Raw genomic sequence first — 25761 nt, forward strand, 5'->3', positions numbered from 1 at the left:
TGCGAGGCTGCGGGAGCCGAGGCAGCAGCGCCGGTGGGATCGGTGCGGGTCATGCACGATTGTCGCCCAGCGGGTGTGCCATGAAGAAACACAGCATCTGGTCGCTCGCATCCGGCCCCAGCCAGTCGGTGCAGGAGCCGCTCTGGTCGCCGCCGGACCAGCCGTGCCCGCCGCCTTCGATCAGCCAGAGTTCGGCATGCACGCGCCCCTGCGGCGTCACGTGCGTGCGACGGGTGTAGGCCCGCGTGCCTTCGCGGCCGTTCTCGACGCGCGGGACGCCGGCCACGCCGGACGTGGCATCGGCGTAGACCTGCTCACCGTTGAGCGGGTGGACCGTCATGTCGCGCGTGCCGTGGAAGACGATGGTCGGCGTCGGGCGACCGGTGCCGTCCGTCCCGACGTCCGTGGCAGCGCTCGCGGGCGGACGCGCGGGCTGTCCGCTTCGCATCATCGCCATCGCGCCGTTCGCGTCGTCGACGGCGCCGTGCGGCAGACCGGAATGCACGCCGACGGCGGCGAAGAGTTCCGGATAGGCACGGCCGAGGATCACCGCCATCGCACCGCCGGCCGACAGGCCCGCGACGAACACGCGGTCCGCATCGACGCGGTGGCCGGCCATGATCTCCCGCGTCAGGGCGGCGATCAGCGCGGGCTCGCCGCGACCGCGCTCCTGGTGGTTGGGCTTGAACCAGTTCCAGCAGCCCTGCGGATTCGCCCGCGTCGACTGCGCGGGATACAGCACCAGCCAGCCGTTGCGACGCGCCATCTCGTTCATGCGGGTGCCGACGGCGAAGTCGTCGGGGTCCTGTCCGCAGCCATGCAGCATCACCAGCAACGGACGGGCTTCGTCGCGGTCGCCCGGCGGGACGTATAGCTGATAGTCGATGGAAGCGCGGCCTTGCACGGAAGTGCTGCGGATGAACTGTTCTGCGAGCGTGCCGCTCTTCTGTTCGAGCGGGAGGTCGATGAGCATTCGAAGGCCGATGGCGCCGAGGGCGCGTGTGTCAGTGAACCGATTGAAGCACGGATCGCCGATCGGCTTCATGAATGTTTGCGATACCCATCGGGTAGCCGCCTGGGTCGCCACCTGGGCATCTGTCCGCGCGAAGGACAGAATGCCGGGCCATGTTCCACACCCATCGCCGCCACCTGGCGCCCCAGGTCACCGCCCGGATCGTCGACAGCCGCACGCCGTCCTACGAGACGGCGTTCCACGCGCACGACGAGTACATGGTCCTGATGCCCCGCTCGGGCGGCATGGTGGTGCGCGTGCGCGAGGAGCAGAGCGCCTTCCGCATCAACGCCGCCTGCATGGCGCTGGTGGCGCCCGGCATCGAGCACGCAACGGCCGCGACCCGGCCGCAGCAGCAACACCTGGCGCTGTATGTCGATCAGGCCTTCGTCGAGGACTGCGCCAGGCGCATTGCCGGCATCGAGGGCGGCACCACCGCGGCGCCTCCCGCACCGCCGGCGTGCGGCGTGTGGCGGATGAGCCCCTCGCTCGTGCACATGCTGCGGCTGCGCGAGGAACTGGCCGGTGTCGATGGCGCGCATCGCGACTCGCCCCGGATGCAGGCGACGGAGCGGCTGATCGCCGCGGAGTGCATCACCACGGCCTTGACGACGGCGAACGCGCTGCCGGCGCATCGCGGACGGGACGCGCTGCTGATCCACGAAATCGTCGCCTACCTCGAGGCGCACATGGCGGAGCAGCTCACCGTGGACGACGTCGCCGCGCAGTTCCTGCTCTCGCGCCGGCACTTCACGCGGCTGTTCCGCGAGCGCACCGGCTTCAGCATGATCGAGTTCCTCAACGGCAAGCGCCTGGAGCGCGCGCAACTGCTGCTGCAGGACCCGCGGACCAGCGTGATGGACGCGGCGTTGCTGGTCGGGTTCGAGACGCCGTCCTACTTCGCCCGTCTCTATCGGGCGAGGTACGGGTATCCGCCGTCGCAACGTTGATGCGTTGAGGCGTCGAGCGGACGAGGCGTTCCGCCTGTGCGGCGCGAAGGCGATCGCGACGACGATCGTGATGGCCCGATCGTTCTAGTCGTTTGGCCCGAACGGAGGCGCGCGTCCGCGGCGGGATCGCGATGCTTGACGCCTGTCGCTCTCCTCCAAGGACTCGCCATGAAGCGCTCCCTCTTCCTGCTACTCGGTGCGGCCGCCCTGTGCGCGCCGGTCGCCTCGGCGCTCGCCGACGCCTACCCCAGCCGCCCGATCACCATCGTCGTGCCGTTCCCGGCAGGCGGCGGCACGGACGCCCTGATCCGCAGCCTCGCGCCGGCGCTGTCGCAGGAGTTGCACCAGACGGTGCTCATCGACAACAAGGCCGGTGCCGCCGGCACGATCGGCTCGGCGGCCGTCGCTCACGCCGCGCCGGACGGCTACACGCTGGGCGTCGCCACGACCAGCACGCATGCGGTTGCCCTCGCCGTGGTGAAGGGCGCGCGCTACGACCCCTTGCGCAGCTTCGCGCCCATCGGTCTGATCGGCTTCTCGCCCTATGTGCTGGTGGCGCGTCCGACCTTGCTCGCGAAGACGCTCGCGGAACTGATCCGCGACGCCAAGGCGGCGCCGGGCAAGCTGACCTTCGCTTCGGTCGGGCAGGGCTCGCTGTCCCATCTCATCGGCGAGCAGTTCAAGCAGGCGACGCGCACGGACCTCATCCACATCCCTTACAAGGGTGCTTCGCCCGCACAGACCGAGCTCATGGGCGGGCAGGTGGACCTGCTCTTCGACAACCCGGCGACGCTGGTGCAGCAGATCCGCGGCGGGCGCATCAAGGCGCTCGCGCAGACGCAGCGCAGCGCGCTGCTGCCCGAGGTGCCGACCTTCAAGGAGGCCGGCCTCGCCGGCTTCGAGTCGCAGCTCTGGTACGGGCTCGTGGCGCCGGCGGGCACGCCGCCGGCGGTGGTTCAGAAGCTCTCCGAGGCCCTGCGCAAGGTCCTCGCCAACCGGACGACCGTCGCCACGCTGCAGAGCACTGGCGTGGCACCCGCCGAGGGAACGCCCGCGCAGTTCGCCGCCACCTTGAACCAGCAGGTGCCGTACTGGGCGAACGTGGTGAAGACGTCCGGCGTGGTGATGGAATGAGCGGGCGCATCACTCCCCCGTCGATGACGAGTCCCGCGGAGAGCGGCATGGCACGCGGCATGGCGCGTCGGGTGCGGGTCTTCGCGGCCGCGGATGGCAGCGGCGGCAATCCGGCGCCGATCGTGCTGGATGCCGAGGGCATGAGCGACGAGGAGATGCGCGCCGTCGCCGCCGAGGCGGGTCACGAGAGCGGCTTCGTCCTGCCGGCGGAGACAGGTTCGAGCGGTGGCGGAGAGACCGACTTCCGGTTCCGTTTCTTCGTGCCTCGACACGAGATGGAAATGTGCGGCCACGCGACCGTGGGCGCGCTGTGGTGCCTTCGGGAGGCGGGACTCTGGCGCGCGCCGAGCGCGCGCATCCAGACGCTCAGCGGCCTCGTGGAAGGCATCGTCGGCGAGCCGGGATCGCCCTCGGAGCGCATCGAGATCACGCAGCCGGTGGGACGCGTCGAGGCCCTCGGCGAGCCGGCAGTGCTGCGGCGCATCGCCGAGGTGCTGCGGGTCTCCGTCGACGACCTGCTGCCGCATCCGGTGCTGAACGCGGCGACCAGTCGCGTGAAGACGCTCGTGGCCTTGCGCTCGGTGGCCGCGCTGGATGCATTGCAGCCGGACTTCTCCCGCATGGAGGCGCTGTGCGAGGCCATCGGGTCGACGGGGCTCTATCCGTTTGCCATCGAGTCGCTGGAGCACCGCCGCTTCCACGCGCGGCAGTTCCCCAAGTCGTCGGGATATCCGGAGGACGCGGCCACCGGCATCGCCGCGGCGGCGCTGCTGTTCGGGCTCAAGGCACTCGGTCTGGTACCGGCAGACAACGGGGAGGTCCTCGTGCATCAAGGCCGTGCGATGGGGCAGGGCTCCGAGATTCGGGTGCGCTTCCATCGTGCGCCGGACGGCGATCTGCTCGGCTGCTTCCTCGGCGGCCGCGTCGTGGCCGACCACGCCGGCTGATCCGCGCCAGATCGGTGCTGGGCCAGCGCCGGACCTGCGCGTGATCCTCGCCGGCGTCAACCGAAGACCGGCTGCACCAGCGCCACGACCTGCGCCGCATCGGCGGCGCCGCTGGCGGGCAGGCCCTTCGCAGACTGCACGCGGGCCAGCGACTTCGCGGACTGATCGCCGAACACGCCGTCGGCCTTCACCGGCTCGCCGGCGTCGGAGAGCGCCAATTGCAGCAGGCGCACATCCAGCCCGCGTGTCAGCGGCGAGGTGACTGCCACGGGCCGCGTGCCGGGCGTCGGTCCGGCGTAGCAGCCGGGCGGCGGCTCGGCCAGGGTCGCGGTGGAGATCTCCAGCCCGCGCACGACCAGCGGCAGCGCGAGTCCCCAGCGATCCTGGTCGATCAGGCGCTGGAAAGCGTCCATGCGATAGACGGTGGCGCGCAGGTCCTCGCGCTGGCTCGTCGCGAGCCAGTTCAAGCGGCGCTTGACGTAGGCCTGGATCCAGCCTCGCTCGCCCAGCTTCTGGAGGCTGCCGTCCTTCTCGGTGGTCTCGTCGCGCAACCGGTCCCACGAGCCATGCACGCGGCTGTCGTAGACGACGGCGAACGACAGCGGCAGGGTCAGGCCCAGCTTGCGGGCCGCATCGACGGCCGGGGTCCAGTAGCGCGTGTCGAAGAAGACGTCCTGGGTGTCGCGCATCACCAGGTCGTCGCCGCAGGCGCGCAGCACGTTGGCGAATTTCGCATCGGTGTCGAGGGACAGATCGAGCGCCGCCGTGCGCGGCAGGAAGGGCGCGAGGCGTTTCGCGAAGCGCGCGCCGGGATTGGCCGCGTACAGGGCGAGCAGGTCGTGCAGCAGTCCCGAGCCGAGCGTGGTCTGCGAGCGGCCGTAGGTCAGATGCCCGGTGTCGCCGGGGATCAGCGTGACCTGGTCGTAGCGGCCGAGCACGGCGCTGGTCTCGAAGATGTTGACGATGGCCTTGGCGGTCTGGGACTGGGTGGCCGTCAGCACGGGCGAGCCCGAGGCGCTTGCCGCACCCGATGCGCCCGACGTCGGGGTCTGGCGGCCCGGGCCCGTGGCGGAGGCCGCGATCGTCCTGGCGGCGAGGCCGGCCGACAGCACGCCCATCGTGCCGAGGCCGATGCTGCCTTTCGCGCTGCCGGGGTAGGTGGCCTCGATGGTGAAGAGATCGTTCCCTTGCGCCGTCACCGTCGCGATGCCGCCGCGCTGCTCGAAGGAGCTTCTGATCTCGCTGACTTCGGACGAGGGAACGTCGGTGATGCGTTCGGTGTGTGCCATCGCGGACTCCGCGGAGATTGCCCGATGGACCGCTTGTAGGGCGATCGCCGGCGGGTCGCATCCTCAATCCGGAGGAGGCCGGCGGGGCGCATGAGCCCTGTTCACGGGTCCTCGGAGCGGCTGTCCGAGTCGCGGTCGCGTTCGTAGTGCCGGCTGAGCGGGAACGGCGGCAGCCAGGTCTCGCGGCGGACGGTCCAGAGCTCGTAGGTCGGCGTCAACTGGTCCGGCGCGTCGAGCGCGCCGAGATGCACTTCGATCTCGTCGCCGGTCCGCGAGAACACGGACGATCCGCAGCGGGGACAGAAGTGCCGGCCGCGGAACTCTTGGGTCTCGCCCCAGAGGGTGACGGCGTCCTGCGGAAAGATCGCGGAGGCGTGGAAGAGCGCGCCGTGATGCTTGCGGCAGTCGAGGCAGTGGCACAGGCCGACGCGGTAGGGGCTACCGGTGGCGACGAGGCGGACATCGCCGCAGAGGCAGCCGCCGGTGAATCGATCCATGGTGTGGGCTCCTTCCTCGTCACGGTGCGTCACATCGCGCCGCATCGCATCGCTTCATGGCGACCTGGCCGGCTCGCACGCCACGCGCTTCATCGGGAAGTCGATGCCGCGCGTGGTGCCATTGCGTTGTCCTTCGATGCGCGCGGCGAGACCTGTCTCGCCGACGGCCTTGTAGAGGATGCGCTGTGGGAAGTCGTGCTCCGGGTTCTCGAAGGTGACCGCGCGATCACCGATCGAGGTCGCGACGAAGGTGGCCTCCTTCTGACGCGACGGCAGCGCGACGTAGACGACCTTGCCTTCGGCGTTCAAGCGGATCTGCAGGAACTCGTGCTCGACGGTGCGACCGTTCTTCACCGTGCGGCCGATGCCGAGCATCGTGCCGCCGGCCAGCGGCAGCCAATGCTCGACAGAGCCGGGCTCGCCCTTCTCCGAAGCCCAGCAGCCCGCGAGCCAGCTCAGACGTTCGAGCTGGGCGTCCTCCGCATGCGCCGGCCGCGACGCGAGCGACAGCGAGGAGAGGATCAGCACGCCCACGGCGGCTGCAGAGGATGAACGCATGGCGGTAGTCTCCGGGCACTCGATGCTCGAATCTACCGCCGGAGGACCCTGACCGCCACCCGGACTCAGGGGCGTGTCCCGCCGCGAAAGTGCATCGCGCGGAGGCCGGCGACAGAATTCAATGGGGCTCAGCGAATACGCAAAAAGTTGCCGTGGCAGGCGCGCAACCCTCTCGATCTCCCCTGAAATCGAGGGGACTTGGACGCTCCTAGACTGGTTGCCAATCCAGTGTCCTGGCGAGGTGATGACCTTGGCGAAACAGCAGTACCCATTCGGGCTCTCGTCTGACGAGCTGGCCAGGCTTCTGCGCGACGTCTCCCTGTCCGCAATCATCAGCTCTGCGCGCGTCGTGGCGGATCGACTGCTGTTTCTCAAAGGGCTCGAGGCGATCCTGTTCGATCCCGAACCGCGCAAGCGATTGAAGGAACGCAGCCAACTCCATCGCCTCGTCGCCCAGAACACCTGGCTGTTCGGCGATCAATTCACCTTGTCGGTCGATGATCAGTCCTTGACGGAGGTGCTGCGCAAGCACAAGAAGCTGCTTGACGAGGACATCGTGATCGACACGCCCGTCAGGCACGTGTCGCAGGAACGGGGCATCGTGGACCTCATGCTGTCGAAGGCGTCTCGCCGGCATCGGGCCAACAGCCTGTCGCATCTGGTCGTCGAACTGAAGGCGCCTCGCGTGAAGATCGATGCCGACGAGGTCTCCCAGATCGAGCGTTATGCCGCTTCCGTCATGGCCGATGAACGCTTCCGGAATGTGGACGTGCAGTGGCAGTTCTGGGCGATTGGCGATGAACTGGGAACCTTCGCGAAGTTCCGTCTCTCCAGGGACGACGGCGAGATCATGCGCAAGGGCGACGCGCCTCAAGCCTCCCGCTTCTCCACCAACGCCTTGAGCGTTCCCAGATCGCGAGCCACATGCGCGGCGTCGTTTTCGAAGGCCTCGTCGGTCACGTCCGGCATGCGCAGCAGCACGAAGGCCACCACGCAGCCGTCGCCCGACGGCGTGACGCGCATCGCGTTGTGGAAGCGCTGACCATCCGGAAGCGTCACATCGTGGTCGAGCACGCGGAACGCGTTGCGTGGCGCCAGCTCGACGCGGATGCGGCCCATCGGCGATTCGGCGAACCAGCCGTCGGCCTCCTGCCTGATCCCCGTCGCGAGCCCGGAGGCCCACAGCGGCAGGCGTTCCGGAGCGCAGGCGAAGTCGTAGACCGAGTCGGCGTCGACATCGATCGTCTCGGAGATCACGCGGGCGGAATGGGTGGTCATGGAGGTCTCCTTTCGAGGGCGAGCCGGCCGGCCGCCGATGGTTCCCCTTCGAAGGGAGCAAGGCAAGTGCCACCCCTCCCGCTCGCTTCCGGCCCGTTGCCGGCAAGCCGCACAATGACTGTCCGGCAATTCCAGACCATCCGGCGACATGGACCGATTCGACGCGCTGCAGGCTTTCGCCCGTGTGGTGGAGGCGGGCAGCTTCACCAAGGCGGCCCAGACGCTGCACATGAGCAAGACCACCGTGACGCAGCTGGTGCAGCAGTTGGAGGCGCGGTTGCGCGTGAAGCTGCTGCATCGGACGACGCGGCAGGTCCGGGTCACGCCCGACGGTGCCGCGTATTACGAGCGCGTCGTGCGTGTGCTCGCCGAGCTCGATGACGCGGACACGGCGCTGTCGGATGCGACGAGCTCGCCGCGAGGGCGGCTGCGCGTCGACGTGCCGAGCCCGTTCGCGCGCATGGTGCTGATGCCGGCGCTGCCGGACTTCCACGCGCGGCATCCGGAGATCCAGCTCGACATGGGCGTCAGCGACCGCATCGTCGACGTGATCGGCGACAACGTCGATGCCGTGCTGCGTGGCGGCGAGGTCACCGTGCCGTCGCTGATCGCGCGGCGGGTCGGGGATCTGCAGCTGGGCGTCTTCGCGTCGCCGGGTTATCTGGAGGCCGCGGGGACGCCTGCTCATCCGCGCGACATCGAAGAACCCCACCATCGCATCGTCGGCTTCCTGCGCGCCAGCAAGGGCACGGTGATGTCCATCGAGATGCGACGCGGGGACGAGGCCGTCGAGGTGCGCGGCCGCTACGTGGTGGCCGCCGACGATGGCAACGCCTATCTGGCGGCGGGGCTCGCCGGGATGGGCGTGCTCTGGCTGCCGCGCTACATGGCCGATCCGCATGCGGCGCGCGGCGAGCTCGTGCCGCTGCTCACCGATTGGACGATGGATCCGATGCCGATGTTCCTCGCCTATCCGCCCAACCGGCACGTCAGCGCGAAGCTGCGCGTGTTCATGGACTGGATCGAGGAACTGATGGCTCGCCACGCCCCGATGACGTCGGGGCGGGCATGAGACGGCACCGCTGAGGCGGGCGCGTCCTGGGCGTGCTCAAGACGTGACCCCTCAGCAACTCCGGCGCCACCGACGCCCTCAGGGCGCTGCGGTGGCCGAACCCGCACCTGCGCCGCGGCGGTTGTCGACCCACGCATCGACCACTTCCTCGAGCACCGTCAACGGCACGTCGCCGGTCAGCAGCACGACGTTGTGGAACTGCTTGATCTCGAAGCGGTCGCCCAGCTGTTGGCGGGCCTTCTCGCGCAGCGCCTCGATGCGCAGCCGACCCAGCATGTACGCGCAGGCCTGGCCCGGCCAGGTGACGTAGCGGTCGACTTCCTGCGGCGTGATGCCGTAGTCGATGGCCTGCTGGCGGGTCCACTTCATCGCGTGCAGACCGGTGTCGACGACCAGGCGGCGCGCGCGGAACAACGCGCCGTACAACTGGCCGAGGTGCCCCACCGGATCGCCGTCATACCAGCCGTTCTCGACGGCCAGCTGCTCCGAGTAGAGCGCCCAGCCTTCCACGTAGGCCGAGCCCGCCATGAACGCGGCGCGGCGGCGGAAGTAGGGCAGGTCCTTCGCCTCCATCTGGATCGCGAGCTGGAAGTGGTGGCCCGGGATCGCCTCGTGGTGGACCAGCGTGCGCATGTCCGCGATCTCATAGGTCGGCCCCGCGAGCGGCGCCCAGAAAACGCCCGGCTGCGAGCCGTCCGGCGCGGGCGTCGTGTAGTGCGCGGAGGCGGTGGGCTCGGTCAGCGCCGGCTCGCGGCGCACCTCGACGGGGGCCTTCGGCATCACGTCGAAGATCAGGCGGGCGCGCGCCTCCGCATCGCGCAGGTAGGCGGTGTAGCGGTCCAGCAGCTGGCCCTGCGGCGCGGCGCCCGTGGGCTGGCGATCGGCGTCCATCTTGCGGAAGCGCTGTTCGATCGTGCCGTCCGCGTAGCCGAGCTGGCGCAGCAGGCCGTCCATCTCGGCTTCGATGCGGGCGACCTGCTTCAGGCCGATCGCGTGGATCTCGGCCGGCGTGAGCTCGGTCGTCGTGTTGGCGCGCAGCCGCGCGGCGTAGAACCGGTCGCCGTCGGGCAGGCGCCAGACGCCGGCGTCGTCGGTGGTCAGCGGGAGCTGCGCGCGCATCAGCGCCAGTCCGCGTTTCCACGCCGGGACGACCGACTTCGCCACGATGGCCTCGGCCTGCGCGCGGGCGCGTTTGCGGGCCCCTTCGGTCATGTCGGACAGGCCGGCCGTGCGTTCCGTCAGCGAGATCACCAGCGGATTGGCAGCCGGGGGCGCGGCCACGAATTGCTCGATCTGGCCGATCGTCGTCGCGGTGATGAAGCGCGGCATCAGCACGCCCTTGGCCTGCGCCGCGCGGGCGCGGACGATGCCCTGGTCCATCAGCGCGGCCAGGCCCGCCATCCGCGTCAGGTAGCTGCGCACGTCGCGCGCGTGGCGCATCGGGTGCTCTTGAACGAGGAAGGTGATCGGGCCGACGTGCACGCCTTCCATGTGCTCGAAGACGTAGTGGTGATCGAGGAACGTCGCCTCGGCCACCTCCTGCTGCATGGCCCACGTCATGAGCGCCGCGGAGGTGCGCTGCGTCGGCGTGAGCGCCTCGCGCGGGAAGCGGGCGAGCTCAATCAGCGCCTGGCGGTCGCGGGCCACGTCGGCGAGCGCCGAGGCTCGCGAGAGGTCATCCCAGAGGCCGTCGAGCCGGTCCTGCAGCGGCCCCTCGAAGTACTGCATGCGGGTCGCGTGCTCGGGGAAGCTCTTCATGCGCTCGGCGGCGACGCGCTCGGCCCAGGCGTCGAAGTCGGCGGCGCCGTAGGTGGCCCTCGTGGTCGCCGCGACGGCGTTGAAGACCGGCGCGCCGGCCATCCAGCCGGCCATGCCGGCAGCGAGCAAGGTCCGGCGCTTGATGGGCAGCGCGCGGGGGGATCGGGTCGTCTTCGTCATGTGCTCTCCCTGGTCGACGAGGCGTCGATTGGAACGGGAGGCAGGGTACCCGGCTATTCGTCACTCCCGGACGAGCGGGATAGGCGGGACGGGGTCACTCGCCGCTGAACTCGTAGTCGGCGAACTCGGCGTGGTTCCACTTGATGAGGACCTTGAGCTTGGCGCCCGCCGCAGGCAACGTTGACCGGTCGAACTGGCAGTGCACGCTGACGTTGCCGTCCTCGCCGAACAGGCTGAGCTTGCTGCCCTCGCCGCAGGCGAACGGCTGGCCGTTCACTTCCGGGGCGATGCTGGCCGAGGTGTCGTCATGCCCGCCGGTGAACATCGCGCGGAAGCTGAAGCGCTTGGGCGCCGGGCCCGCGGGGAGGGTGCAGGTGATCTCGCGCCAGTCCATCATGCGGTCGGTCTCGACGCAGGCGGTCGCCTTGAGCGAGGTGCCGGGTGTTGCAGCGGCAGGCGTTTGCGCGTTCGTTGAAGTGGCGCAGAACGCGCAGATAGCGAGCAACAGGGCGATCGTTCGCATGGCGAGCCTCGATGCGTGAAAGCGGGAGATCTTCGCGAGGCTGTGTGACAGGCCGTGCGTGCCATCTGGATGGAGAGGTGAAGCGGAAAGTGTTGGGAGCGAGGTGGCGGGGAAATTCATGCAACATAGACTGTGAATTTGAGAAAAATTCTCAAATGCCCATTGATTGATTAACATCTGCCTTTGTAGAAGCCGCAATTCCTCGGGGATCCGCCCAGCATGCTTGTCCAATTTTCGGTTCGAAACTTCCTGTCCTTCAAGGATGAAGCAACCCTGTCGATGCTTGCATCGAAACGCAAGTCGAAGGACAGGCTGCTTGACCTCGGGGCTGTTCATGTCGTCGGGGGCAAGCTGAGTCTTCTGAAGGCTGCCGTTGTCTACGGCGCTAACAACAGTGGCAAGAGCAATCTGATCAAGGCCTTGGGGTTCTTCAGGCGCCTGGTCCTGGACTCATCGCGGGAGTCGACCTCGGGCGAAACGATCAAGGTCACGCCCTTTCTCCTTGATCCTGAAACCGAGACGGGCGCGTCTGACTTCTCGATCATCTTTGTGCGGGACGACAACCTGTTCCAGTACGAGATCTCGGTCACCAGCGAGCGCGTGCAACGCGAGCGTCTGAGCCGCAAGGCCCTGAGGGACCATGCGGGGGAGGTCGAGCTGTTCTTGCGCGACAAGGACAAGATCAAGGTGAATCGGCTCTTCAAAGAAGGCCAAGGACTTGAAAGGCGAACTCGACAGAACGCATTGTTTCTTTCGGTGTGCGCGCACTTCGATGGAGAGGTGGCCATTGCGGTCCAGGACTGGTTCTCGGGTGTGGGATTCGTGTCGGGTCTTGCTCACAGCGCGGCCTTGGCGTGGACCTCGGCGCGACTGAATCAGCCCGACTACAACGCACGGATTCAGGCGTTGTTGAAGGCGTTCGATCTAGGCATCGAGCGCTTCGAACAGGGAGAGGAGTTGCCCGGGATCGATTTCGAGAACGTCGCCTTGACCAACGAGTCGGGCGAAGAGTTGCCGGCGTCGTCTGGGACGGCGCTGCTGACCTCCGCGCTCAAGGCGCTGAAGCGTCGACCGTCCTACAAGGTCGTCACTGTCCACAGGAGTTTCAACGACGACGGCGAGTTCGTTGGCGAGGTGCCGTTCGACCTGGCGACCAATGAATCTGAAGGCACGAAGAAGCTCGTGGCGCTGGCTGGTCCGCTCGTCGACACGCTCATGAAGTCGAAGGTGTTGGTGATCGATGAGTTCGAGTCCAGGCTGCACACCAATCTGAGCAAACTGATCATTGAACTCTTCAATTCCGGGACTGGCAATCCGGGCGGGGCGCAGTTGATTGCGGCCACGCATGACACGAATCTCCTGAGCGGCGAGCAGCTTCGTCGGGACCAGATCTGGTTCGCTGGACGGGATGGTTTGGGACGATCGTCGTTGACCTCGCTGATCGAGTTCCGCGTTCGCAACGACGCCAGTTTCGAGAAGAGTTATCTGGGCGGAGAATACGGCGGTACCCCGTTCATCAGGTCGGAGTTGGCCAAGCAGGCGACCGGCGCGCTGCCGAGCAAGGCCAAGGCGGCGACCCGAAAGGGACGGGCCTCATGAATCTGAAGCCGAGGCGAGAGTCGACTCGCGCGATCCAGAAAAAGATCCTGATCGTGTGCGAAGGCGAACAGACCGAGCCAAACTACTTTCGCAGCTTTCGAGTCTCGAGCCAGGTGTGTGAGATTCGTGGAACGGGCCGGAACACGCTGTCCCTAGTCAAGAAGGCTGAGGATCTGAACCAGGGCGGCGACTATGAAGAGGTCTGGTGCGTCTTCGACAAGGATTCGTTCAAGGACGCTGCAGTGGATGCTGCGTTCACGCTCGCGGCGAAGAGCGGCTTCAAGGTGGCGTTCTCGAATGAGTGTTTCGAACTCTGGTACGTGCTGCATTTCGATTATCTCGATACCGCAGTGCACCGCAGTCTCTACGTGACGCAGCTGAAAAAACTGTTGGGCGGTTATGAGAAGAACTCGGCCGGCATGTATGACCAGTTGCTCAAGCGCCAGGAGTTGGCGATCAAACATGCCAAGACACTGGCGAGGTCACATGGACCCGGGCTCGGCCCTGCCAAACGGGTGCCTTACACGACGGTGCACGAACTGGTGGAACGGCTAAACAAGCTTGCGATGTCGGCGCACTGAGCGGCGCGAGTCGATCAGGTCTTCACACGAATTGCGCCGCCGCATTCGCCGATGCCCACGCCCACTGGAAGTTGAAGCCCCCCAGGTGACCGGTGACGTCGAGCACCTCGCCGATGAAGTACAGCCCCGGCGACTTCAGCGATTCCATCGTCTTGGACGACACCTCCTTGGTGTCGACGCCGCCCAGCGTGACCTCCGCCGTGCGGTAGCCCTCGGTGCCCGCGGGCACGACCTGCCACGCGGACAGGCGCTCGGCGATCTGCTCGAGTTCCGCATGCGCGTACTGCTTGATCGGCTTGGACACGAACCACTGCTCGCCGATCAACGTCGCCATCTTCTTCGTGAACAGTTCCGCCAGCAGCGTCTTGAGCTCGGCATTAGGGCGGTCATTGCGCTGCTGCGCGAGCCAGCCCGGCACGTCGAGGTCGGGCAGCAGGTTGATCTCCACCGCCTGGCCCGGCAGCCAGTACGACGAGATCTGCAGGATCGCCGGCCCGCTCAGGCCGCGATGCGTGAACAGAATGTTCTCGCGGAAGCTCTTGCCGTTGCAGCTCACGAGGCAGTCGACCGAGGTCCCGCTGAGCTCGTTGCACAGGTCCTTGAGCTGGTCCGTGATCGTGAACGGCACCAGCCCGGCGCGCGTCGGCAACAGCGTGTGGCCGAACTGCTTCGCGACCTGGTAGCCGAAACCGGTCGCGCCCATCGTCGGGATCGACAGCCCGCCGGTGGCGATCACCAGCGACTGGCAGCGCATCGGTCCCGCGGTCGTCGCGAGCGTGTAGCCCGCCTCGGTCTTCTCGATCGTCTCGACGGTGGTGTCGAGCATCGGCGTCACGCCGACTTGGGCGCACTCGGCGAGCAGCATGCGCAGGATGTCGATGGACTTGTTGTCGCAGAACAGCTGGCCGAGTTTCTTCTCGTGGTGCGGGATCTGATGCTTGTTGACCAGCGCAATGAAGTCCCACTGCGTGTAGCGCGCCAGCGCCGACTTGCAGAAGTGCTTGTTCTCCGACAGGAAGTTGGCCGGCTCGGTGTACAGGTTGGTGAAGTTGCAGTTGCCGCCGCCGGACATCAGGATCTTCTTGCCCGCCTTGTTGGCGTGGTCCACGAGCAGCACGCGGCGGCCGCGCTGGCCCGCGAGCGCGGCGCACATCAGCCCCGCGGCGCCCGCGCCAATGATCACGACATCGGTGTCCTGCACATCCACAACTGCTTCCCTTCGACCCTTGATGGCCAGCTTGAACCCGCTTCGCGTCGAGCGGAACGCTGCGGGCGATGGGCGCGGGACTTTAACGCATGCGCCCGGGCCAGGTCTTGCGGGCATCGCCATCGGCGGCTAGACTCGCGCCCTCTTTTCTGACTGCTGCTGCAGAAAAGGTCCTCAGCCGCGGCTTCGCGCCGGCGGCTGTCCCTTTTCGCCTGGTCGTTCCAGGCCTCGGGCGCCTCCCGGCCCCGGAGAGCACAGCATCATGTCTCACTCCCTTCGACTTCAGCGCGCCTTCGCGCGCTCGCACATCGACCTGCGTTTCGAGGACGGCGTCTACACCGTCCGCAACGACAGCGCCCAAGCCACCATCCTGCTGCCGGCATCGCTGCCGCTGGAGGAAAAGGCCGTCAAGCAGCTCCTCGACTTCGCCTCGGTGAAGACACCCGGCGGCGACGCCGCCGTCTGCGCCGCGTGCGCCACGCCGGACTTCCATCCGGGCTCGATCGCACCGGTAGGCGCCGTGGTCGCGACGCCGATGGATGTCGTCATCCCGGCCGCCATCGGCACCGACATCAACTGCGGCATGCGGCTGGTGACGACCGGACTCTCGCTCGCGCAGGCGGCGCCCCGCCAGTCCGCGCTGATCGCGAGACTGAAGGCGGTGTTGCTCGAGAACGCCCGAAACGTCCCGACGCCGACGCAGGCCTTCAAGGCGCTGTTCGACGAGGGGCCGCTGGCCTTTCTCGACCGCCTCGCACCGGAAGGCCTGTGGGCCGGCGTCGACCGAGACCGGCTCGCGGCGGAGGTCGACCGTTGCGTCGGGCTCGACCGGCTCGGCGGGAACTCGCGCCACGCGCCGCATGCGTTCGTCGACGGGCGCGAGCGCTTCCGTGATCCCTGCCTCGGCACGCCGGGCGGCGGCAACCACTTCGTCGAACTGCAGGTCGTCGATCGCATCCTTGACCGGCATGCTGCTCATGAACACGGGCTGCGCGCCGGCGATGTCGTCGTCATGATCCACAGCGGGTCGCGCGACATGGGCTTCCATGTCGGCGCCCGCTGGATGGATCGCGCCCGCGAGGCGTGGCCTGTCGGCGTGCGCCACCCAGAGAGCAAGCTCTACGCCCTCGAAGGTCCGCTGGCTGGCGAGTACCTCGAAGCCATGGGCGTCGCCGCCCGCTACGCATGGGCCAACCGCGTCGTGCTGGCGGAGATGGTGCGGCGAGAACTGGCGGACCTGTTCGGTGCGGACCACTCGCGGCTGGTCGTGGACGTGCCGCACAACGTCGTGCTCACCGAGCACGGACTCAACATCCATCGCAAGGGATCGACGCCGGCGCATGAGGGGCAGCTCGCGCTGATTCCGGGCTCGATGGGTGATGGCTCCTACGTGGCGCGCGGACTCGGCCATCCGGATTGGCTCTGGTCCTGCAGCCACGGCGCAGGTCGCCGGATGCGCCGTCAGGAGACCCGGCGCCTGCAGACCGTCGACCGCGGCGACGCGGACTGGCAATGCGTGACCCTGCGCGAGGAACGACGCATCGAGGAAGCGCCCGAGGCCTACAAGCCGATCGGGCCCGTCATCGATGCGCAGACGAGCGCGGGACTCATCGAAGGCGTCGCGAAGCTGCGGCCGTGGGTGACGTTCAAGGCGTGAGGCGACTCGTCAGAATGCGTGCCGGATCCCCATGCCCAGCCCCGTCTGCGAGCCGCCCGCCGACGGCGTGCTGCCCGCCGCCGCGGCCGCGTTGCTGACGCCCAGCGCAAGCGTGCCGTCGTTGTCGATGCGGCCCGCCGTCGCGTAGACCGACGTGCGCTTGGACAGGAAGTAGGTGCCGCGCACGGCCCACAGGGTCGCCTCGTTGGCGCTGTTCTTGTAGTCGAGCTTGAACACCTGCGCGTCGAGTCCCCAGCTCGGGTTCAGCGACCAGGTCGCGCCGGCGTACCAGAGATTGCTCTTGGGTGTGGCGAGGCTGGCGTCGTTGCGGCGCGCGATCAGGCCCGCCGCGAGCTTCCAGTCCCCGGTCTTGAACCAGCCCGCCACCGTGCTGCGGCGGTCCTTCATCGCGCTGCTGGTCAGGCCCGCGAAGGCGCCGGCGCCGCCGCGGATCTCGTCGACCGCCGCGGCCAGGCCCCACACCGGCGTGTCGTACTTGACCATCGCCGACCACTGCCGGCAGGCGTTCTTGTCGGCCGCGTTCTCGCCCGCGCAGTTGGTGCCGGACGGGCTCGGTCCCGCGTTGACCGCATCGCGGCCGGGGCTCCAGGTCGCGCCGACGGTGAAGCCGCTGAACTGACCGCGATACGCGATCGCGTTGTCCACGCGCGCATTCGGCAGGTAGCTGTCGAGGGAGCCGGACCCGAACATCGCCGGGCCGAGGATGTCCGCGTCGGTCTGCGACCAGAACAGCATCGAGTACTGACGCCCGAGGCTGATCGTGCCCCAGCCGCCTTGCAATCCGACGTAGGCCTGGCGACCCCATGCGCGGCCGCCCTGGTTGAGCGTGCCACTGTCGGCGCCTATGCCCATTTCCAGCGTGAACACGGCCTTGAGTCCGTCGCCAAGATCCTCGGTGCCCCGGAATCCCAGCCGCGACGGCGCGTAGCCGCCGCTCAGCCCCGGCATGCGGGTCAGGCTCGCGCCGGCTGCGCCGACGTTGTTCAGGTACTCGACCGGCACGTCGAGCAGTCCGTAGATCTGCACGTTACCCGCGGTCTGCGCCTGCGCGCTCCCGCAGGGGGCACCTGCCATCAACGCGGCTGCTGCCGTTGCCAACGCCGTTCTCGCCGCACGGGCGATCGTTCTTGTCGTCATCGCTTGTCTCCTCGTTGCTCTTGTCGTTCCGGTCACGCCCGACACACGGAGCGAGGCGAAACCGGCGCGACTCTAGGCAGGGGGCCGAGACGCGAATAGATGGCGCAGACCGGGAGGCGATAACTGCCCGTTATCGCTGGCTATCATCCGCCCGCATGAAGCTCACGAACTTGCGGGCGCTCGTCGCCGCGGTGGAGGAAGGCAGCCTGCGATCGGCCGCGCGGCGCGTCGGCGTGTCGCAGCCGGCGCTGACGAAGATGGTCCGGGAGCTCGAGCGCGAGCTCGCCACGACGCTGCTGCTGCGCTCGACGACCGGCGTGCTGGCGACGGCGCAGGGCATGGTCCTGTACGAGCGCGCGCTGGCCGCGGACCGCGAGCTCTCCCACGCCCGGGAGCAGATCCAGCAACTGAGCGGCCGCATGACGGGCTCGCTGACGATCGGCGCGGTGCCGCTGGCGGTGATGCTGCTGGTGCCCGAGGCGCTGCGCACCTTCGGTGCCGAGTTCCCCGACATCCAGCTGCGCATCGTGGAGGAGCTCTACATCGCGCAGCTCACGCGCGTGCGCAAGGGCGAGGTCGACATCGCGCTCGGTCCCTTGCCCGAGCCTCTGCCGCGCGGTGAATGCACCGTCGAGTCGCTGATGCCGATCGACATGGTCGTCGTGGTGCGCAAGGGCAATGCGTTGGCGCGATCGAAGCATCTGGTCGATCTCGCCGAAGCGCGCTGGGTCTACACCGGCGCGACCGAAGCGACGGGGCTGGCGCGCACGCTCTTCGAGAACAACGGACTGCCGCCGCCGCCCGCCGGGGCGGTCGTCAATTCAACGCTGGGGCTGCTGTCCGTGATCGCCAGCGGCAACTGCGTCGGCCTGCTGCCGCGGCAGATCGCCGCGCATCCGTTCGCGGCGCAGTTCCTGCAGGTGGTGCCCGTGAAGGAAGCGCCGCTGCGCCTGACGCTCGGCGCCATGGCGCGCAACGACGCGGCGGTGAAGCCGGCAGTGCGGCACTTCATGGCGCATCTGCACCGGGCGGCGTACGTCATCACGCACGGGCGCGCTTGACGCTTGAGCACTGCCACCGCCGCTGGCCCTCACCCCCACCCTCTCCCGCCGTGCGGGAGAGGGAGCAAGAGGCGCTTCAGCTTCGTCCCCTCGCCATGCCGGATTTGAATAGCAGCTAGTCCGGGCCATAACTTGGACGACGAGGCGCGGCTCTCCACAATGCACCGCAGTCGGCCCGGCAGGGCAGCGCCATGCCACGGTCGTTCCCCTCGAACCAGAGAGCCCCATGATCATCGACGTCCACGGTCACTACACAACTGCTCCCGCCGCGCTCGGCGCCTGGCGCGACCTGCAGATCGCGGGCCTGAAGGACCCGTCGCGGGCACCCAAGGCCAGCGACCTGAAGATCTCCGACGACGAGCTGCGCGAGTCGATAGAGACCAACCAGCTGAAGAAGATGAAGGAGCGCGGCTCCGATCTGACCATCTTCAGCCCGCGCGCCAGCTTCATGGCGCATCACATTGGCGACTTCCAGACCTCGGCCACCTGGGCCGCCATCTGCAACGAGCTCTGCGCGCGCGTCGCCGAACTCTTCCCCGAGCACTTCGTCGGCGCGGCGATGCTGCCGCAGAGCCCCGGCGTCGATCCGGCGAGCTGCGTCCCTGAGCTCGAGAAGTGCGTCAAGGACTACGGCTTCGTCGGCATCAACCTGAACCCTGATCCGTCCGGCGGCCATTGGACGAGCCCGCCGCTGACCGACCGTCACTGGTATCCGCTCTACGAGAAGATGGTCGAGCTGGACATCCCCGCGATGGTCCACGTCAGCACCAGCTGCAACGCGTGTTTCCACACGACCGGCGCCCACTACCTGAACGCGGACACGACTGCCTTCATGCAGTGCCTGACCGGCGACCTGTTCAAGGATTTCCCGACGCTGAAGTTCCTGATCCCGCACGGCGGCGGCGCGGTGCCCTACCACTGGGGCCGCTTCCGCGGGCTGGCGCAGGAACTCAAGAAGCCGCTGCTCGACGAGCATCTGCTCAACAACATCTTCTTCGACACCTGCGTCTATCACCAGCCGGGCATCGACCTGCTGACGAAGGTGATCCCGGTGAAGAACGTGCTCTTCGCGTCCGAGATGATCGGCGCGGTGCGGGGCATCGATCCGGAGACCGGCCATTACTTCGACGACACCAAGCGCTACATCGCCGCCACGCCGAACCTCAGCGACGAGGAGCGGCACCTGGTCTACGAAGGCAATGCGCGGCGCGTGTTCTCGCGGCTCGATGCGCGGCTGAAGGCGCAAGGCCGGTGAACGACGCCCGGTGAGACACTCCTGGGCACGCTTTCTGCTTCGTGCCCAGGATGAGCGCCACACCTGACGACACCCCACCGCCGGTTTCCCCGAACGTCGCGGAGCCGCTCGCCGATCTGGCGATCCGCTCCCACACGGCCTTCGAGGATGCGCAGGCGATCTTCACCGGGACGCTGTTCGTCTCGCTGGCGCTGATCCTGTTCGCGCAGGTCGGCTTGCTGACCGGTGGCACGGCGGGCGCGGCCTTCGTGCTGCACTACGCGACCGGCGTGAGCCTGGGCAAGCTCTTCTTCCTGATCAACCTGCCGTTCTACTGGTTCGCCTGGACGCGCATGGGCCGCGAGTTCACGATCAAGACCTTCCTCTCCATCGCGCTGCTGTCGGTGTTGACCGAGTTCTCGCCCAAGCTCTTCGCCATCGACCGCATCCATCCGGCCTACGCCGCGATCCTCGGCGGCGCGCTACTGGGCTCGGGCTGCCTGTTCCTGGCACGGCATCGCGCCAGCCTCGGCGGCGCGACCATCGTCTCGCTCTACCTGCAGAAGGCCAAGGGCTGGCGCGCCGGCAAGGTGCAGATGGCGATGGACTGCGCGATCGTGCTGCTCGCCCTCACGGTGGTGGATGTGGAGCGGGTCGCGTACTCGGTGCTGGCCGCGGTGGTGATGAACCTCTTCATCGCGGTGAACCACAAGCCGGGACGCTACGCGGTGCTGTGACCGGCGCGCCGTGACGGCGATGCCCACCCGCGATGCGCTGGAACCTCCAACGAGGGCTGCCAACCTAGGGGGGCGAAGCTAGGGGGACGACAAGGTCCTAGGGATGGGCCGTTCCCTTGGCGCTGCCTAGTCTGGCTCACGGCTTCTTCACGGCTCGATCTCGGGCGGTGGCCGCGATGCGAGATTCGCAGGAGGTGCCCCATGCCCACACGTCAGTTGATGGTGACGCAGATCAAGTGCGTGGACGATACGAGCGAAGGCGACGGCGGCGACTCGCCCTACGTGCTGGTGTTCATGGCGCATCGCAACGTGCCAGGCGGCAAGCTGATCCGTGTGCGCGATCCCGACTGGGACGACCATTTCCTGAAGGGCCGGGTCGTCAACACCCGGCAGATCGTCGACGAGGCCGAGGCCGGCGGGGCCTTCGTCTTCGCGTGGCTGCTCGAGGAGGACTGGGATCCGGACCTGGGCAGCGGCGGTTTCCTGCAGGTGATGATGCAGTCTGTCTGGAACCAGTATGGACAGAGCGGCTGGGCCAACCTGACCGCGGCGCAGCTCCGATCGGTGGTGGGACCGAAGCTCTCGACCTTCGTGCAAGCCTCGCTGTCCAACGACGAGTATCTCGGCTGGCACAGCTTCGTCGTGCCGTCGGTGACGACCGAGACCGCCATCTCGCCGCTGAGCTACAGCGGCGATGGCGGCAGCTACCGACTCACGTTCACGGTGAGGATCAAGGGCGGATGACGCCGCGTCATCCTCACCGTGGAGGGAACCGGTCTCCAGGGCCTCCCTAGCCCGGCGTCCCGGCCTGTCGGCGGCGGAACTCCGCCGTCGGCAGGCCGCCGACGCCCCAGTTCTCCAGCTCGACCTCGTCGATGACGACGAAGGTCATGTGGTGCGGCTTGCCCATCACCTCGAACAGCAGATCGCTGACGCCCTGGATCAGGGCGGCCTTCTGCTCGGGCGTGGTGGCGCTGGCGCCGGGGGAGGTGCCTTCGCGGGTTACCTTGATATTGACGTAGGGCATGGTGGGCTCCTCAGCGGCCGGCGTGCTGGCCGCCGTCGACGTTGAGCAGTTCGCCGGTCACGAAGCCGGCGCGCTCCAGGTACAGCACCGCGTCGACGATATCGCTGATCTCGCCCATGCGGCCCATCGGGTGCAGCGCGGCGAGGAAGTCGTGCGTTTCCGGCGCATGCATCGGCGTCTTGATCACGCCGGGACGCACCGCGTTCACGCGCACACCGGTCTTCGCGTATTCGATCGCCAGCGAGCGCGTCACCGCGTCGAGGCCGCCCTTGGTCAGGCCGGCCAGGCCGGTCGGTACGGCGGCGATCGGCTGGTCGACCAGCGTCGTCGTGATCGTCACGACGTGGCCGCTCTTCTGCTGCAGCATCTGCGGCAGCGCCAGCTGCGTGACGTGGAAGAAGCCGGCGACGTTGACCGCGAACGCGTCCTGGAAGTCCTGCGGCGTGTACTCGGTGAACGGCTTGGCGATGAAGATGCCGGCGTTGTTGATCAGCGTGTCGATGCGGCCGAAGCGGTCGAGCGCCGTCTGCACGACGCGCTGCGCGACGAGGCGGTCGCCGATGTGGCCGGGCACGGCGATGACGCCGGCGTCGTCTCCCTGCTGGATGTGGCGCGAGTTGGCGACGACGGCGTAGCCCTGTGCGCGATACGCGGCGACGAGCGCGGCGCCGATGCCTTGCGAGGCACCCGTGACGATGGCGACCTTCTGGCCGGTGGTGTGGGAAGTCGTGGACATGGAAAGGCTCCTGTTCATGCGGGATCCGGAGGATCCGGGTGGGTCGGGACGCCGCGGCGAGTGGAGTTCGTTCGGCGTTGGACAGAAGGTTAGGAGCCGGCCCTCCCGGGCGGTAGCCGCTATCCTGTCTCAATGGCTGATCAAAAACGCACAGGGTTCCGCGGGGGCGTCGACTGGGAGGACCTGCGCGTGTTCCTCGCGCTGGGGCGGCACGGCAGCCTCTCGGCGGCAGCGCGGGCGCTGACGGTCAATCACGCGACGATCTCGCGGCGCATCCAGGCGCTGGAGGACAGCCTCGGCGAGAAGCTCGTCGATCGCCGGCCCGATGGCTACGTGCTGACGGCGGCGGGGCGGCGCGCGCTCTCGGCGGCGAGCGACATGGAGTCCGCGGCGCAGTCACTCGCGCGCGAGGGCGACGGCGAAGGCGCGGTGCGCGGGCTGGTGCGGGTGAATGCGCCGCCGGCGCTGTCGCAGGGTTTCCTGATCGACCGGATGGCGCGGCTCTCGGTCCTGCATCCGGGGCTGGATCTCGACCTCGCGACGGACCTGCGGGCCGTGAGCCTCGACCGGCACAAGGCGGACATCGCGGTGCGTCTCACGCGACCGAAGGACGGCGATTTCATCGTGAAGCCGCTGGGCACGATGGGCTTCGGTTTCTACGGCACGCCGGCGCTCTGCGAGGCTGCGGAGGCCGGCGCGGAGCCGGTGTTCGTCGGCTTCGACGAGGAGAACGCCGACATGCCCGACGCGGCGTGGCTGGCGCAGCGTTTCCCGCGCGCGCGGGTGGCCTTCCGCGCCAACAACCACATGTCGCAGGCCATCGCGGCAAGGACCGGCGCGGGGCTCGCGGTGCTGCCGCACTACATCGGGCGGCAGGTGCCGGGGCTGCGCGTGTGCGCGCTCGAGCCGGTGCGCGATCCGCGCGAGATGTGGCTGCTGATCCGCGGGCAGGACCGGAAGGACCGGGCGATCCGCACGGTGGCGGATCACCTGCAGCAGGCGTTCGAGGAAGAGAAGGCGCTGTTCCTGCCCTGAGTCGCTGATGTACTGATGTCGCAATGCGTCGGTGCGCCGACGCCGCGAGCGTCCGCGAGGCGCGGGCCTTCAGGTCGAGGCCAGCGCCTGGAGATTCAACAGCCGGCGCACGCTGTCTTCGTCGTCGCGCGTCGCCGGCTGATAGACCACCATCCCCAGGTCCGATCGCTGATCGACGGAGAACGCCGAGTACTCGAAGGCGATCCGTCCGGCGACCGGGTGCCGCAGCCGCTTCACGCCTTCGCCGAAGGCTTGCACGTCGTGCTCGCGCCAGAACTTCTCGAACTCGGGACTCAGCACGCTGACCTCGCGCACCAACGCCTCGACCTTGGCTGTGTCGGTGACGCGCGCCGAGTCCGCGCGGAACGCGGCCACGACAAAACGCGCGACGCTCTCCCAGTCGTCCTGCGCGGCGCGCACGCGCGGGTTGCAGAAGATCAGCTTCACGATGTTGCGCTGCTCAGGCGGCAGCGCGCCGTAGTCGGTGAGCACGGCCGCCGCCGCGCGATTCCATCCGACGACGTCCCACAGTGTCGTCTTCACGATCGCCGGGCTCAGCGTCAGCGCGTCCAGCACGCGCTGCAGCCGCGGCGTGATGCCGACGGCTTCCGGCGCACGGAGCTCGGGCGCGCGTCCGAAGGCGAGCTGGAACAGATGCTCGCGCTCGACCTCCGTCAGCAGCAGCGCGCCGGAGATGCGTTCGAGCACGACCTCCGACGGCGCGCCGCCGCGGCCCTGCTCCAGCCACGTGTACCAGGTCGGGCTCACATGGGCGCGTTGCGCGACTTCCTCGCGGCGCAGGCCGGGCGTGCGCCGGCGTGTCATGGGCAGACCGAGGGCGGTGGGATCGAGCCGCTCGCGGCGATCGCGCAGGTAGACGCCGAGCACGTTGTCCTTGGGCGTCTGCGTGGCCGCTGTCGGCAGCGCGGAGGCAGGAGGCTCGGAGGCAGGAAGCAAGGAGGGAAGGGGAAAGACGTTGTTCATCCTGTTAGCCGCCATACCTGGATAAGGTCACTACTACACCGGGATGGATTCTGCGTCGACGATGCGTGGCATCAACTTTCGAGGGTTTCTCTCATGCGCGTTTTCGTCACTGGAGCCACGGGCTTCGTCGGGTCGGCGGTGGTCGATGAATTGATCGAGGCTGGCCATCAGGTGCTGGGGCTGGCGCGGTCGGACGCCTCCGCGGAGGCGTTGGCGAGGACCGGCGCCGAGGTGCATCGCGGCACGATCGACGATCTCGACAGCTTGCGTTCGGGCGCGGCGGCGACCGATGCGGTCATCCACACGGCGTTCGATCACGATTTCTCCCGCTTCGCCGAGAGCTGCCGGCGCGACAGCGTCGCCATCGAGGCGCTGGGCGAGGCACTGATGGGATCGCAGCGGCCGCTGTTGGTGACCTCGGGGCTGGCGATGCAGGTGTTGGGTCGCCTCGGTCACGAAGGCGATCCGTGCCTGCCTGTGTCCGAGGGCTATCCCCGCGCGTCCGAGCCGACCGCATTGACACTCGCGGCGCGGGGCATCAATGCGGCGATCGTGCGCCTCACGCCGACGGTGCACGGCGCGGGCGATCACGGCTTCGTGCCTATCCTCATCGACCTCGCGCGGCGCACGGGCCGCTCGGCCTACATCGGCGACGGGCAGATCGGGTGGAGCGCGGTGCATCGGCGCGATGCGGCGGTGGTGTACCGCCGGGCGATCGAATCGCCTCGGGCCGGCGCGCGCTGGCACGCGATCGCGGAGGAGCGCATCCCGTTCAAGGACATCGCGACGGCGATCGGCGAGCGGCTGGGTGTGCCGGTGGTGAGCCTCTCGCAGGACGAGGCGCCGGCGCACTTCGGCTGGTTCACGAAGTTCGCCGGCTTGAGCTTCGCGGCGACGAGCACCGTCACGCGTGAGGCGCTCGGCTGGGCGCCGAGGCATCCGACGCTGGCGGAGGATCTCGATGACGCGGGCTATTTCGACGTGAAGGCCTGACGGCGATACGGCGCGCGCCGCTGTCTCATGTCGTGAACACGAACTGGAGGCCCTTGCGATTGGGGCCGATGAAGCTCATGTCGGGATAGATGCGACGCTGGATCCAAAAGACGTACCAGATCATCGCGATCGCGATCGAGAAGCCGACGATGCTTCCGGCCGTCAACGGGAACATGCCGGCGACGTTGCGGCCCAGCATGATGATCGAGAGGAACAGGTAGCCGGTGTAGGCGCCGGCCCGGGGCTGTCGGAAGCCCCAGGCGAAGAGCAGCGGGATGAGCATCATCGCCAGCCCGAGAAAGAGGGAGGTGGAGGCCGTCATCGCGAGGATGATCAGCGCCTGCAGGACCATGAACGCCGTGAGGATGTTGACGTGCAGTTTCATCTCGGCGAAGGCCTGGAGTTCGGGCTTGCTCGCCAGCCAGATGGCGAGCTGGCGATCCTTGACGCCTTGTCCGGACAGCTGCCGGAAGACCTCGGTCTTGCCTGCGCCCTCGGCGAGCATGGCGTCCATCTGGCGCCGGATGGCTCTCTTGTCGGTCATGGATCCTCCC

At 68.1% G+C, this 25761-nt stretch carries 26 protein-coding genes; 14 read left to right on the forward strand and 12 right to left on the reverse strand.

The genetic code is table 11. The features are described from left to right. Positions 1 to 49 precede the first annotated feature (49 nt). Entirely contained in the window at positions 50 to 973 is a 924-nt protein-coding gene (locus AC07OZ_RS12980) for an extracellular catalytic domain type 1 short-chain-length polyhydroxyalkanoate depolymerase (RefSeq protein ID WP_495467520.1), read from the reverse strand. A gap of 152 nt (positions 974 to 1125) precedes the next feature. On the opposite strand from AC07OZ_RS12980, the gene AC07OZ_RS12985 reads away from it, so the two are divergent. The 3 genes from AC07OZ_RS12985 to AC07OZ_RS12995 all read left to right on the forward strand — a co-directional run bounded on the left by AC07OZ_RS12985 (position 1126) and on the right by AC07OZ_RS12995 (position 4043). Next, a complete protein-coding gene (locus tag AC07OZ_RS12985) occupies positions 1126 to 1962 on the forward strand; it encodes a helix-turn-helix domain-containing protein (protein WP_495467521.1) in 837 nt (278 codons plus the stop codon). Between the two features lie 168 nt (positions 1963 to 2130). Beyond that, the gene (locus tag AC07OZ_RS12990) at positions 2131 to 3096 is read left to right on the forward strand and encodes a Bug family tripartite tricarboxylate transporter substrate binding protein (RefSeq protein ID WP_495467522.1); all 966 of its coding nucleotides are present in this window, start codon (positions 2131 to 2133) and stop codon (positions 3094 to 3096) included. Between the two features lie 47 nt (positions 3097 to 3143). Beyond that, on the forward strand, positions 3144 to 4043 hold the full coding sequence (locus AC07OZ_RS12995; RefSeq protein WP_495467523.1) for a PhzF family phenazine biosynthesis protein: 900 nt from the start codon (positions 3144 to 3146) through the stop codon (positions 4041 to 4043). A gap of 56 nt (positions 4044 to 4099) precedes the next feature. Here AC07OZ_RS12995 and AC07OZ_RS13000 read toward each other — a convergent pair whose 3' ends face one another. From AC07OZ_RS13000 to AC07OZ_RS13010, 3 genes are all read right to left on the reverse strand, one after another. Then, positions 4100 to 5332: a chitosanase gene (locus AC07OZ_RS13000; RefSeq protein ID WP_495467524.1), complete on the reverse strand. Its 1233-nt coding sequence runs from the start codon at positions 5330 to 5332 to the stop codon at positions 4100 to 4102. 101 nt (positions 5333 to 5433) lie between these two features. Continuing rightward, positions 5434 to 5829 (reverse strand): GFA family protein, encoded by a 396-nt coding sequence (locus AC07OZ_RS13005; RefSeq protein WP_495467525.1) that lies wholly within the window; start codon positions 5827 to 5829, stop codon positions 5434 to 5436. Positions 5830 to 5883: 54 nt separating this feature from the next. After that, entirely contained in the window at positions 5884 to 6387 is a 504-nt protein-coding gene (locus AC07OZ_RS13010) for a DUF6265 family protein (RefSeq protein ID WP_495467526.1), read from the reverse strand. A gap of 121 nt (positions 6388 to 6508) precedes the next feature. On the opposite strand from AC07OZ_RS13010, the gene AC07OZ_RS13015 reads away from it, so the two are divergent. Beyond that, the gene (locus AC07OZ_RS13015) at positions 6509 to 7429 is read left to right on the forward strand and encodes a type I restriction enzyme HsdR N-terminal domain-containing protein (RefSeq protein ID WP_495467527.1); all 921 of its coding nucleotides are present in this window, start codon (positions 6509 to 6511) and stop codon (positions 7427 to 7429) included. Between the two features lie 384 nt (positions 7430 to 7813). Then, a complete protein-coding gene (locus tag AC07OZ_RS13020; protein ID WP_495467528.1) occupies positions 7814 to 8737 on the forward strand; it encodes a LysR family transcriptional regulator in 924 nt (307 codons plus the stop codon). Between the two features lie 78 nt (positions 8738 to 8815). On the opposite strand, the gene AC07OZ_RS13025 is transcribed toward AC07OZ_RS13020, so the two are convergent. Together AC07OZ_RS13025 and AC07OZ_RS13030 are read right to left on the reverse strand one after the other, a co-directional pair. Beyond that, on the reverse strand, positions 8816 to 10675 hold the full coding sequence (locus AC07OZ_RS13025; protein ID WP_495467529.1) for a DUF885 domain-containing protein: 1860 nt from the start codon (positions 10673 to 10675) through the stop codon (positions 8816 to 8818). 94 nt (positions 10676 to 10769) lie between these two features. Then, positions 10770 to 11198, reverse strand: coding sequence for a hypothetical protein (locus tag AC07OZ_RS13030; RefSeq protein WP_495467530.1), 429 nt, complete (start codon positions 11196 to 11198; stop codon positions 10770 to 10772). A gap of 219 nt (positions 11199 to 11417) precedes the next feature. Here AC07OZ_RS13030 and AC07OZ_RS13035 point away from each other — a divergent pair, with 219 nt between their 5' ends. After that, the gene (locus AC07OZ_RS13035; protein WP_495467531.1) at positions 11418 to 12797 is read left to right on the forward strand and encodes an AAA family ATPase; all 1380 of its coding nucleotides are present in this window, start codon (positions 11418 to 11420) and stop codon (positions 12795 to 12797) included. After that, positions 12794 to 13378: an RloB family protein gene (locus AC07OZ_RS13040; protein ID WP_495467532.1), complete on the forward strand. Its 585-nt coding sequence runs from the start codon at positions 12794 to 12796 to the stop codon at positions 13376 to 13378. The genes AC07OZ_RS13035 and AC07OZ_RS13040 overlap by 4 nt, the downstream gene beginning before the upstream one ends. Before the next feature lie 22 nt (positions 13379 to 13400). On the opposite strand, the gene AC07OZ_RS13045 is transcribed toward AC07OZ_RS13040, so the two are convergent. Further along, positions 13401 to 14579, reverse strand: coding sequence for a BaiN/RdsA family NAD(P)/FAD-dependent oxidoreductase (locus AC07OZ_RS13045; RefSeq protein WP_495467533.1), 1179 nt, complete (start codon positions 14577 to 14579; stop codon positions 13401 to 13403). A 268-nt stretch (positions 14580 to 14847) separates the two neighbouring features. On the opposite strand from AC07OZ_RS13045, the gene AC07OZ_RS13050 reads away from it, so the two are divergent. After that, a complete protein-coding gene (locus tag AC07OZ_RS13050; RefSeq protein ID WP_495467534.1) occupies positions 14848 to 16242 on the forward strand; it encodes an RtcB family protein in 1395 nt (464 codons plus the stop codon). A 9-nt stretch (positions 16243 to 16251) separates the two neighbouring features. Here the strand turns inward: AC07OZ_RS13050 and AC07OZ_RS13055 are convergent, their stop codons facing one another. Then, a complete protein-coding gene (locus AC07OZ_RS13055; RefSeq protein WP_495467535.1) occupies positions 16252 to 17400 on the reverse strand; it encodes a porin in 1149 nt (382 codons plus the stop codon). Between the two features lie 155 nt (positions 17401 to 17555). Here AC07OZ_RS13055 and AC07OZ_RS13060 point away from each other — a divergent pair, with 155 nt between their 5' ends. The 4 genes from AC07OZ_RS13060 (at position 17556) to AC07OZ_RS13075 (ending at position 21176) form a co-directional block, all read left to right on the forward strand. Further along, on the forward strand, positions 17556 to 18461 hold the full coding sequence (locus tag AC07OZ_RS13060) for a LysR family transcriptional regulator (protein ID WP_495467536.1): 906 nt from the start codon (positions 17556 to 17558) through the stop codon (positions 18459 to 18461). A gap of 226 nt (positions 18462 to 18687) precedes the next feature. Next, entirely contained in the window at positions 18688 to 19716 is a 1029-nt protein-coding gene (locus tag AC07OZ_RS13065) for an amidohydrolase family protein (protein WP_495467537.1), read from the forward strand. A 50-nt stretch (positions 19717 to 19766) separates the two neighbouring features. Next, positions 19767 to 20432, forward strand: coding sequence for a YitT family protein (locus AC07OZ_RS13070; RefSeq protein WP_495467538.1), 666 nt, complete (start codon positions 19767 to 19769; stop codon positions 20430 to 20432). A gap of 201 nt (positions 20433 to 20633) precedes the next feature. Further along, a complete protein-coding gene (locus AC07OZ_RS13075) occupies positions 20634 to 21176 on the forward strand; it encodes a hypothetical protein (RefSeq protein WP_495467539.1) in 543 nt (180 codons plus the stop codon). 46 nt (positions 21177 to 21222) lie between these two features. Here AC07OZ_RS13075 and AC07OZ_RS13080 read toward each other — a convergent pair whose 3' ends face one another. Together AC07OZ_RS13080 and AC07OZ_RS13085 are read right to left on the reverse strand one after the other, a co-directional pair. Continuing rightward, positions 21223 to 21459 carry a tautomerase family protein gene (locus tag AC07OZ_RS13080; protein ID WP_495467540.1) on the reverse strand — a complete coding sequence of 79 codons (237 nt, stop codon included), beginning with the start codon at positions 21457 to 21459 and terminating at the stop codon, positions 21223 to 21225. Between the two features lie 10 nt (positions 21460 to 21469). Further along, a complete protein-coding gene (locus AC07OZ_RS13085; RefSeq protein ID WP_495467541.1) occupies positions 21470 to 22195 on the reverse strand; it encodes an SDR family NAD(P)-dependent oxidoreductase in 726 nt (241 codons plus the stop codon). Positions 22196 to 22327: 132 nt separating this feature from the next. Here AC07OZ_RS13085 and AC07OZ_RS13090 point away from each other — a divergent pair, with 132 nt between their 5' ends. Next, on the forward strand, positions 22328 to 23230 hold the full coding sequence (locus AC07OZ_RS13090) for a LysR family transcriptional regulator (RefSeq protein ID WP_495467542.1): 903 nt from the start codon (positions 22328 to 22330) through the stop codon (positions 23228 to 23230). A gap of 69 nt (positions 23231 to 23299) precedes the next feature. On the opposite strand, the gene AC07OZ_RS13095 is transcribed toward AC07OZ_RS13090, so the two are convergent. Then, a complete protein-coding gene (locus AC07OZ_RS13095; RefSeq protein ID WP_495467543.1) occupies positions 23300 to 24214 on the reverse strand; it encodes a helix-turn-helix transcriptional regulator in 915 nt (304 codons plus the stop codon). A gap of 93 nt (positions 24215 to 24307) precedes the next feature. On the opposite strand from AC07OZ_RS13095, the gene AC07OZ_RS13100 reads away from it, so the two are divergent. Next, positions 24308 to 25207, forward strand: a complete 900-nt coding sequence (locus AC07OZ_RS13100) for an SDR family oxidoreductase (RefSeq protein ID WP_495467544.1) — start codon at positions 24308 to 24310, stop codon at positions 25205 to 25207. A 25-nt stretch (positions 25208 to 25232) separates the two neighbouring features. Here AC07OZ_RS13100 and AC07OZ_RS13105 read toward each other — a convergent pair whose 3' ends face one another. After that, on the reverse strand, positions 25233 to 25751 hold the full coding sequence (locus AC07OZ_RS13105; protein WP_495467545.1) for a hypothetical protein: 519 nt from the start codon (positions 25749 to 25751) through the stop codon (positions 25233 to 25235). Positions 25752 to 25761 lie beyond the last annotated feature (10 nt).

The organism is Roseateles sp. GW821-FHT09G03, assembly GCF_059416045.1.

Excerpts from the sequence above, each read along its gene's own strand:
- AC07OZ_RS12980 (WP_495467520.1), bottom strand. The coding sequence starts at position 973 with ATGCTCATCGACCTCCCGCTCGAACAGAAGAGCGGCACGCTCGCAGAA.
- AC07OZ_RS12985 (WP_495467521.1), top strand. The coding sequence starts at position 1,126 with ATGTTCCACACCCATCGCCGCCACCTGGCGCCCCAGGTCACCGCCCGG.
- AC07OZ_RS12990 (WP_495467522.1), top strand. The coding sequence starts at position 2,131 with ATGAAGCGCTCCCTCTTCCTGCTACTCGGTGCGGCCGCCCTGTGCGCG.
- AC07OZ_RS12995 (WP_495467523.1), top strand. The coding sequence starts at position 3,144 with ATGGCACGCGGCATGGCGCGTCGGGTGCGGGTCTTCGCGGCCGCGGAT.
- AC07OZ_RS13000 (WP_495467524.1), bottom strand. The coding sequence starts at position 5,332 with ATGGCACACACCGAACGCATCACCGACGTTCCCTCGTCCGAAGTCAGC.
- AC07OZ_RS13005 (WP_495467525.1), bottom strand. The coding sequence starts at position 5,829 with ATGGATCGATTCACCGGCGGCTGCCTCTGCGGCGATGTCCGCCTCGTC.
- AC07OZ_RS13010 (WP_495467526.1), bottom strand. The coding sequence starts at position 6,387 with ATGCGTTCATCCTCTGCAGCCGCCGTGGGCGTGCTGATCCTCTCCTCG.
- AC07OZ_RS13015 (WP_495467527.1), top strand. The coding sequence starts at position 6,509 with ATGGGGCTCAGCGAATACGCAAAAAGTTGCCGTGGCAGGCGCGCAACC.
- AC07OZ_RS13020 (WP_495467528.1), top strand. The coding sequence starts at position 7,814 with ATGGACCGATTCGACGCGCTGCAGGCTTTCGCCCGTGTGGTGGAGGCG.
- AC07OZ_RS13025 (WP_495467529.1), bottom strand. The coding sequence starts at position 10,675 with ATGACGAAGACGACCCGATCCCCCCGCGCGCTGCCCATCAAGCGCCGG.
- AC07OZ_RS13030 (WP_495467530.1), bottom strand. The coding sequence starts at position 11,198 with ATGCGAACGATCGCCCTGTTGCTCGCTATCTGCGCGTTCTGCGCCACT.
- AC07OZ_RS13035 (WP_495467531.1), top strand. The coding sequence starts at position 11,418 with ATGCTTGTCCAATTTTCGGTTCGAAACTTCCTGTCCTTCAAGGATGAA.
- AC07OZ_RS13040 (WP_495467532.1), top strand. The coding sequence starts at position 12,794 with ATGAATCTGAAGCCGAGGCGAGAGTCGACTCGCGCGATCCAGAAAAAG.
- AC07OZ_RS13050 (WP_495467534.1), top strand. The coding sequence starts at position 14,848 with ATGTCTCACTCCCTTCGACTTCAGCGCGCCTTCGCGCGCTCGCACATC.
- AC07OZ_RS13055 (WP_495467535.1), bottom strand. The coding sequence starts at position 17,400 with ATGACGACAAGAACGATCGCCCGTGCGGCGAGAACGGCGTTGGCAACG.
- AC07OZ_RS13060 (WP_495467536.1), top strand. The coding sequence starts at position 17,556 with ATGAAGCTCACGAACTTGCGGGCGCTCGTCGCCGCGGTGGAGGAAGGC.
- AC07OZ_RS13065 (WP_495467537.1), top strand. The coding sequence starts at position 18,688 with ATGATCATCGACGTCCACGGTCACTACACAACTGCTCCCGCCGCGCTC.
- AC07OZ_RS13070 (WP_495467538.1), top strand. The coding sequence starts at position 19,767 with ATGAGCGCCACACCTGACGACACCCCACCGCCGGTTTCCCCGAACGTC.
- AC07OZ_RS13075 (WP_495467539.1), top strand. The coding sequence starts at position 20,634 with ATGCCCACACGTCAGTTGATGGTGACGCAGATCAAGTGCGTGGACGAT.
- AC07OZ_RS13080 (WP_495467540.1), bottom strand. The coding sequence starts at position 21,459 with ATGCCCTACGTCAATATCAAGGTAACCCGCGAAGGCACCTCCCCCGGC.
- AC07OZ_RS13085 (WP_495467541.1), bottom strand. The coding sequence starts at position 22,195 with ATGTCCACGACTTCCCACACCACCGGCCAGAAGGTCGCCATCGTCACG.
- AC07OZ_RS13090 (WP_495467542.1), top strand. The coding sequence starts at position 22,328 with ATGGCTGATCAAAAACGCACAGGGTTCCGCGGGGGCGTCGACTGGGAG.
- AC07OZ_RS13095 (WP_495467543.1), bottom strand. The coding sequence starts at position 24,214 with ATGAACAACGTCTTTCCCCTTCCCTCCTTGCTTCCTGCCTCCGAGCCT.
- AC07OZ_RS13100 (WP_495467544.1), top strand. The coding sequence starts at position 24,308 with ATGCGCGTTTTCGTCACTGGAGCCACGGGCTTCGTCGGGTCGGCGGTG.
- AC07OZ_RS13105 (WP_495467545.1), bottom strand. The coding sequence starts at position 25,751 with ATGACCGACAAGAGAGCCATCCGGCGCCAGATGGACGCCATGCTCGCC.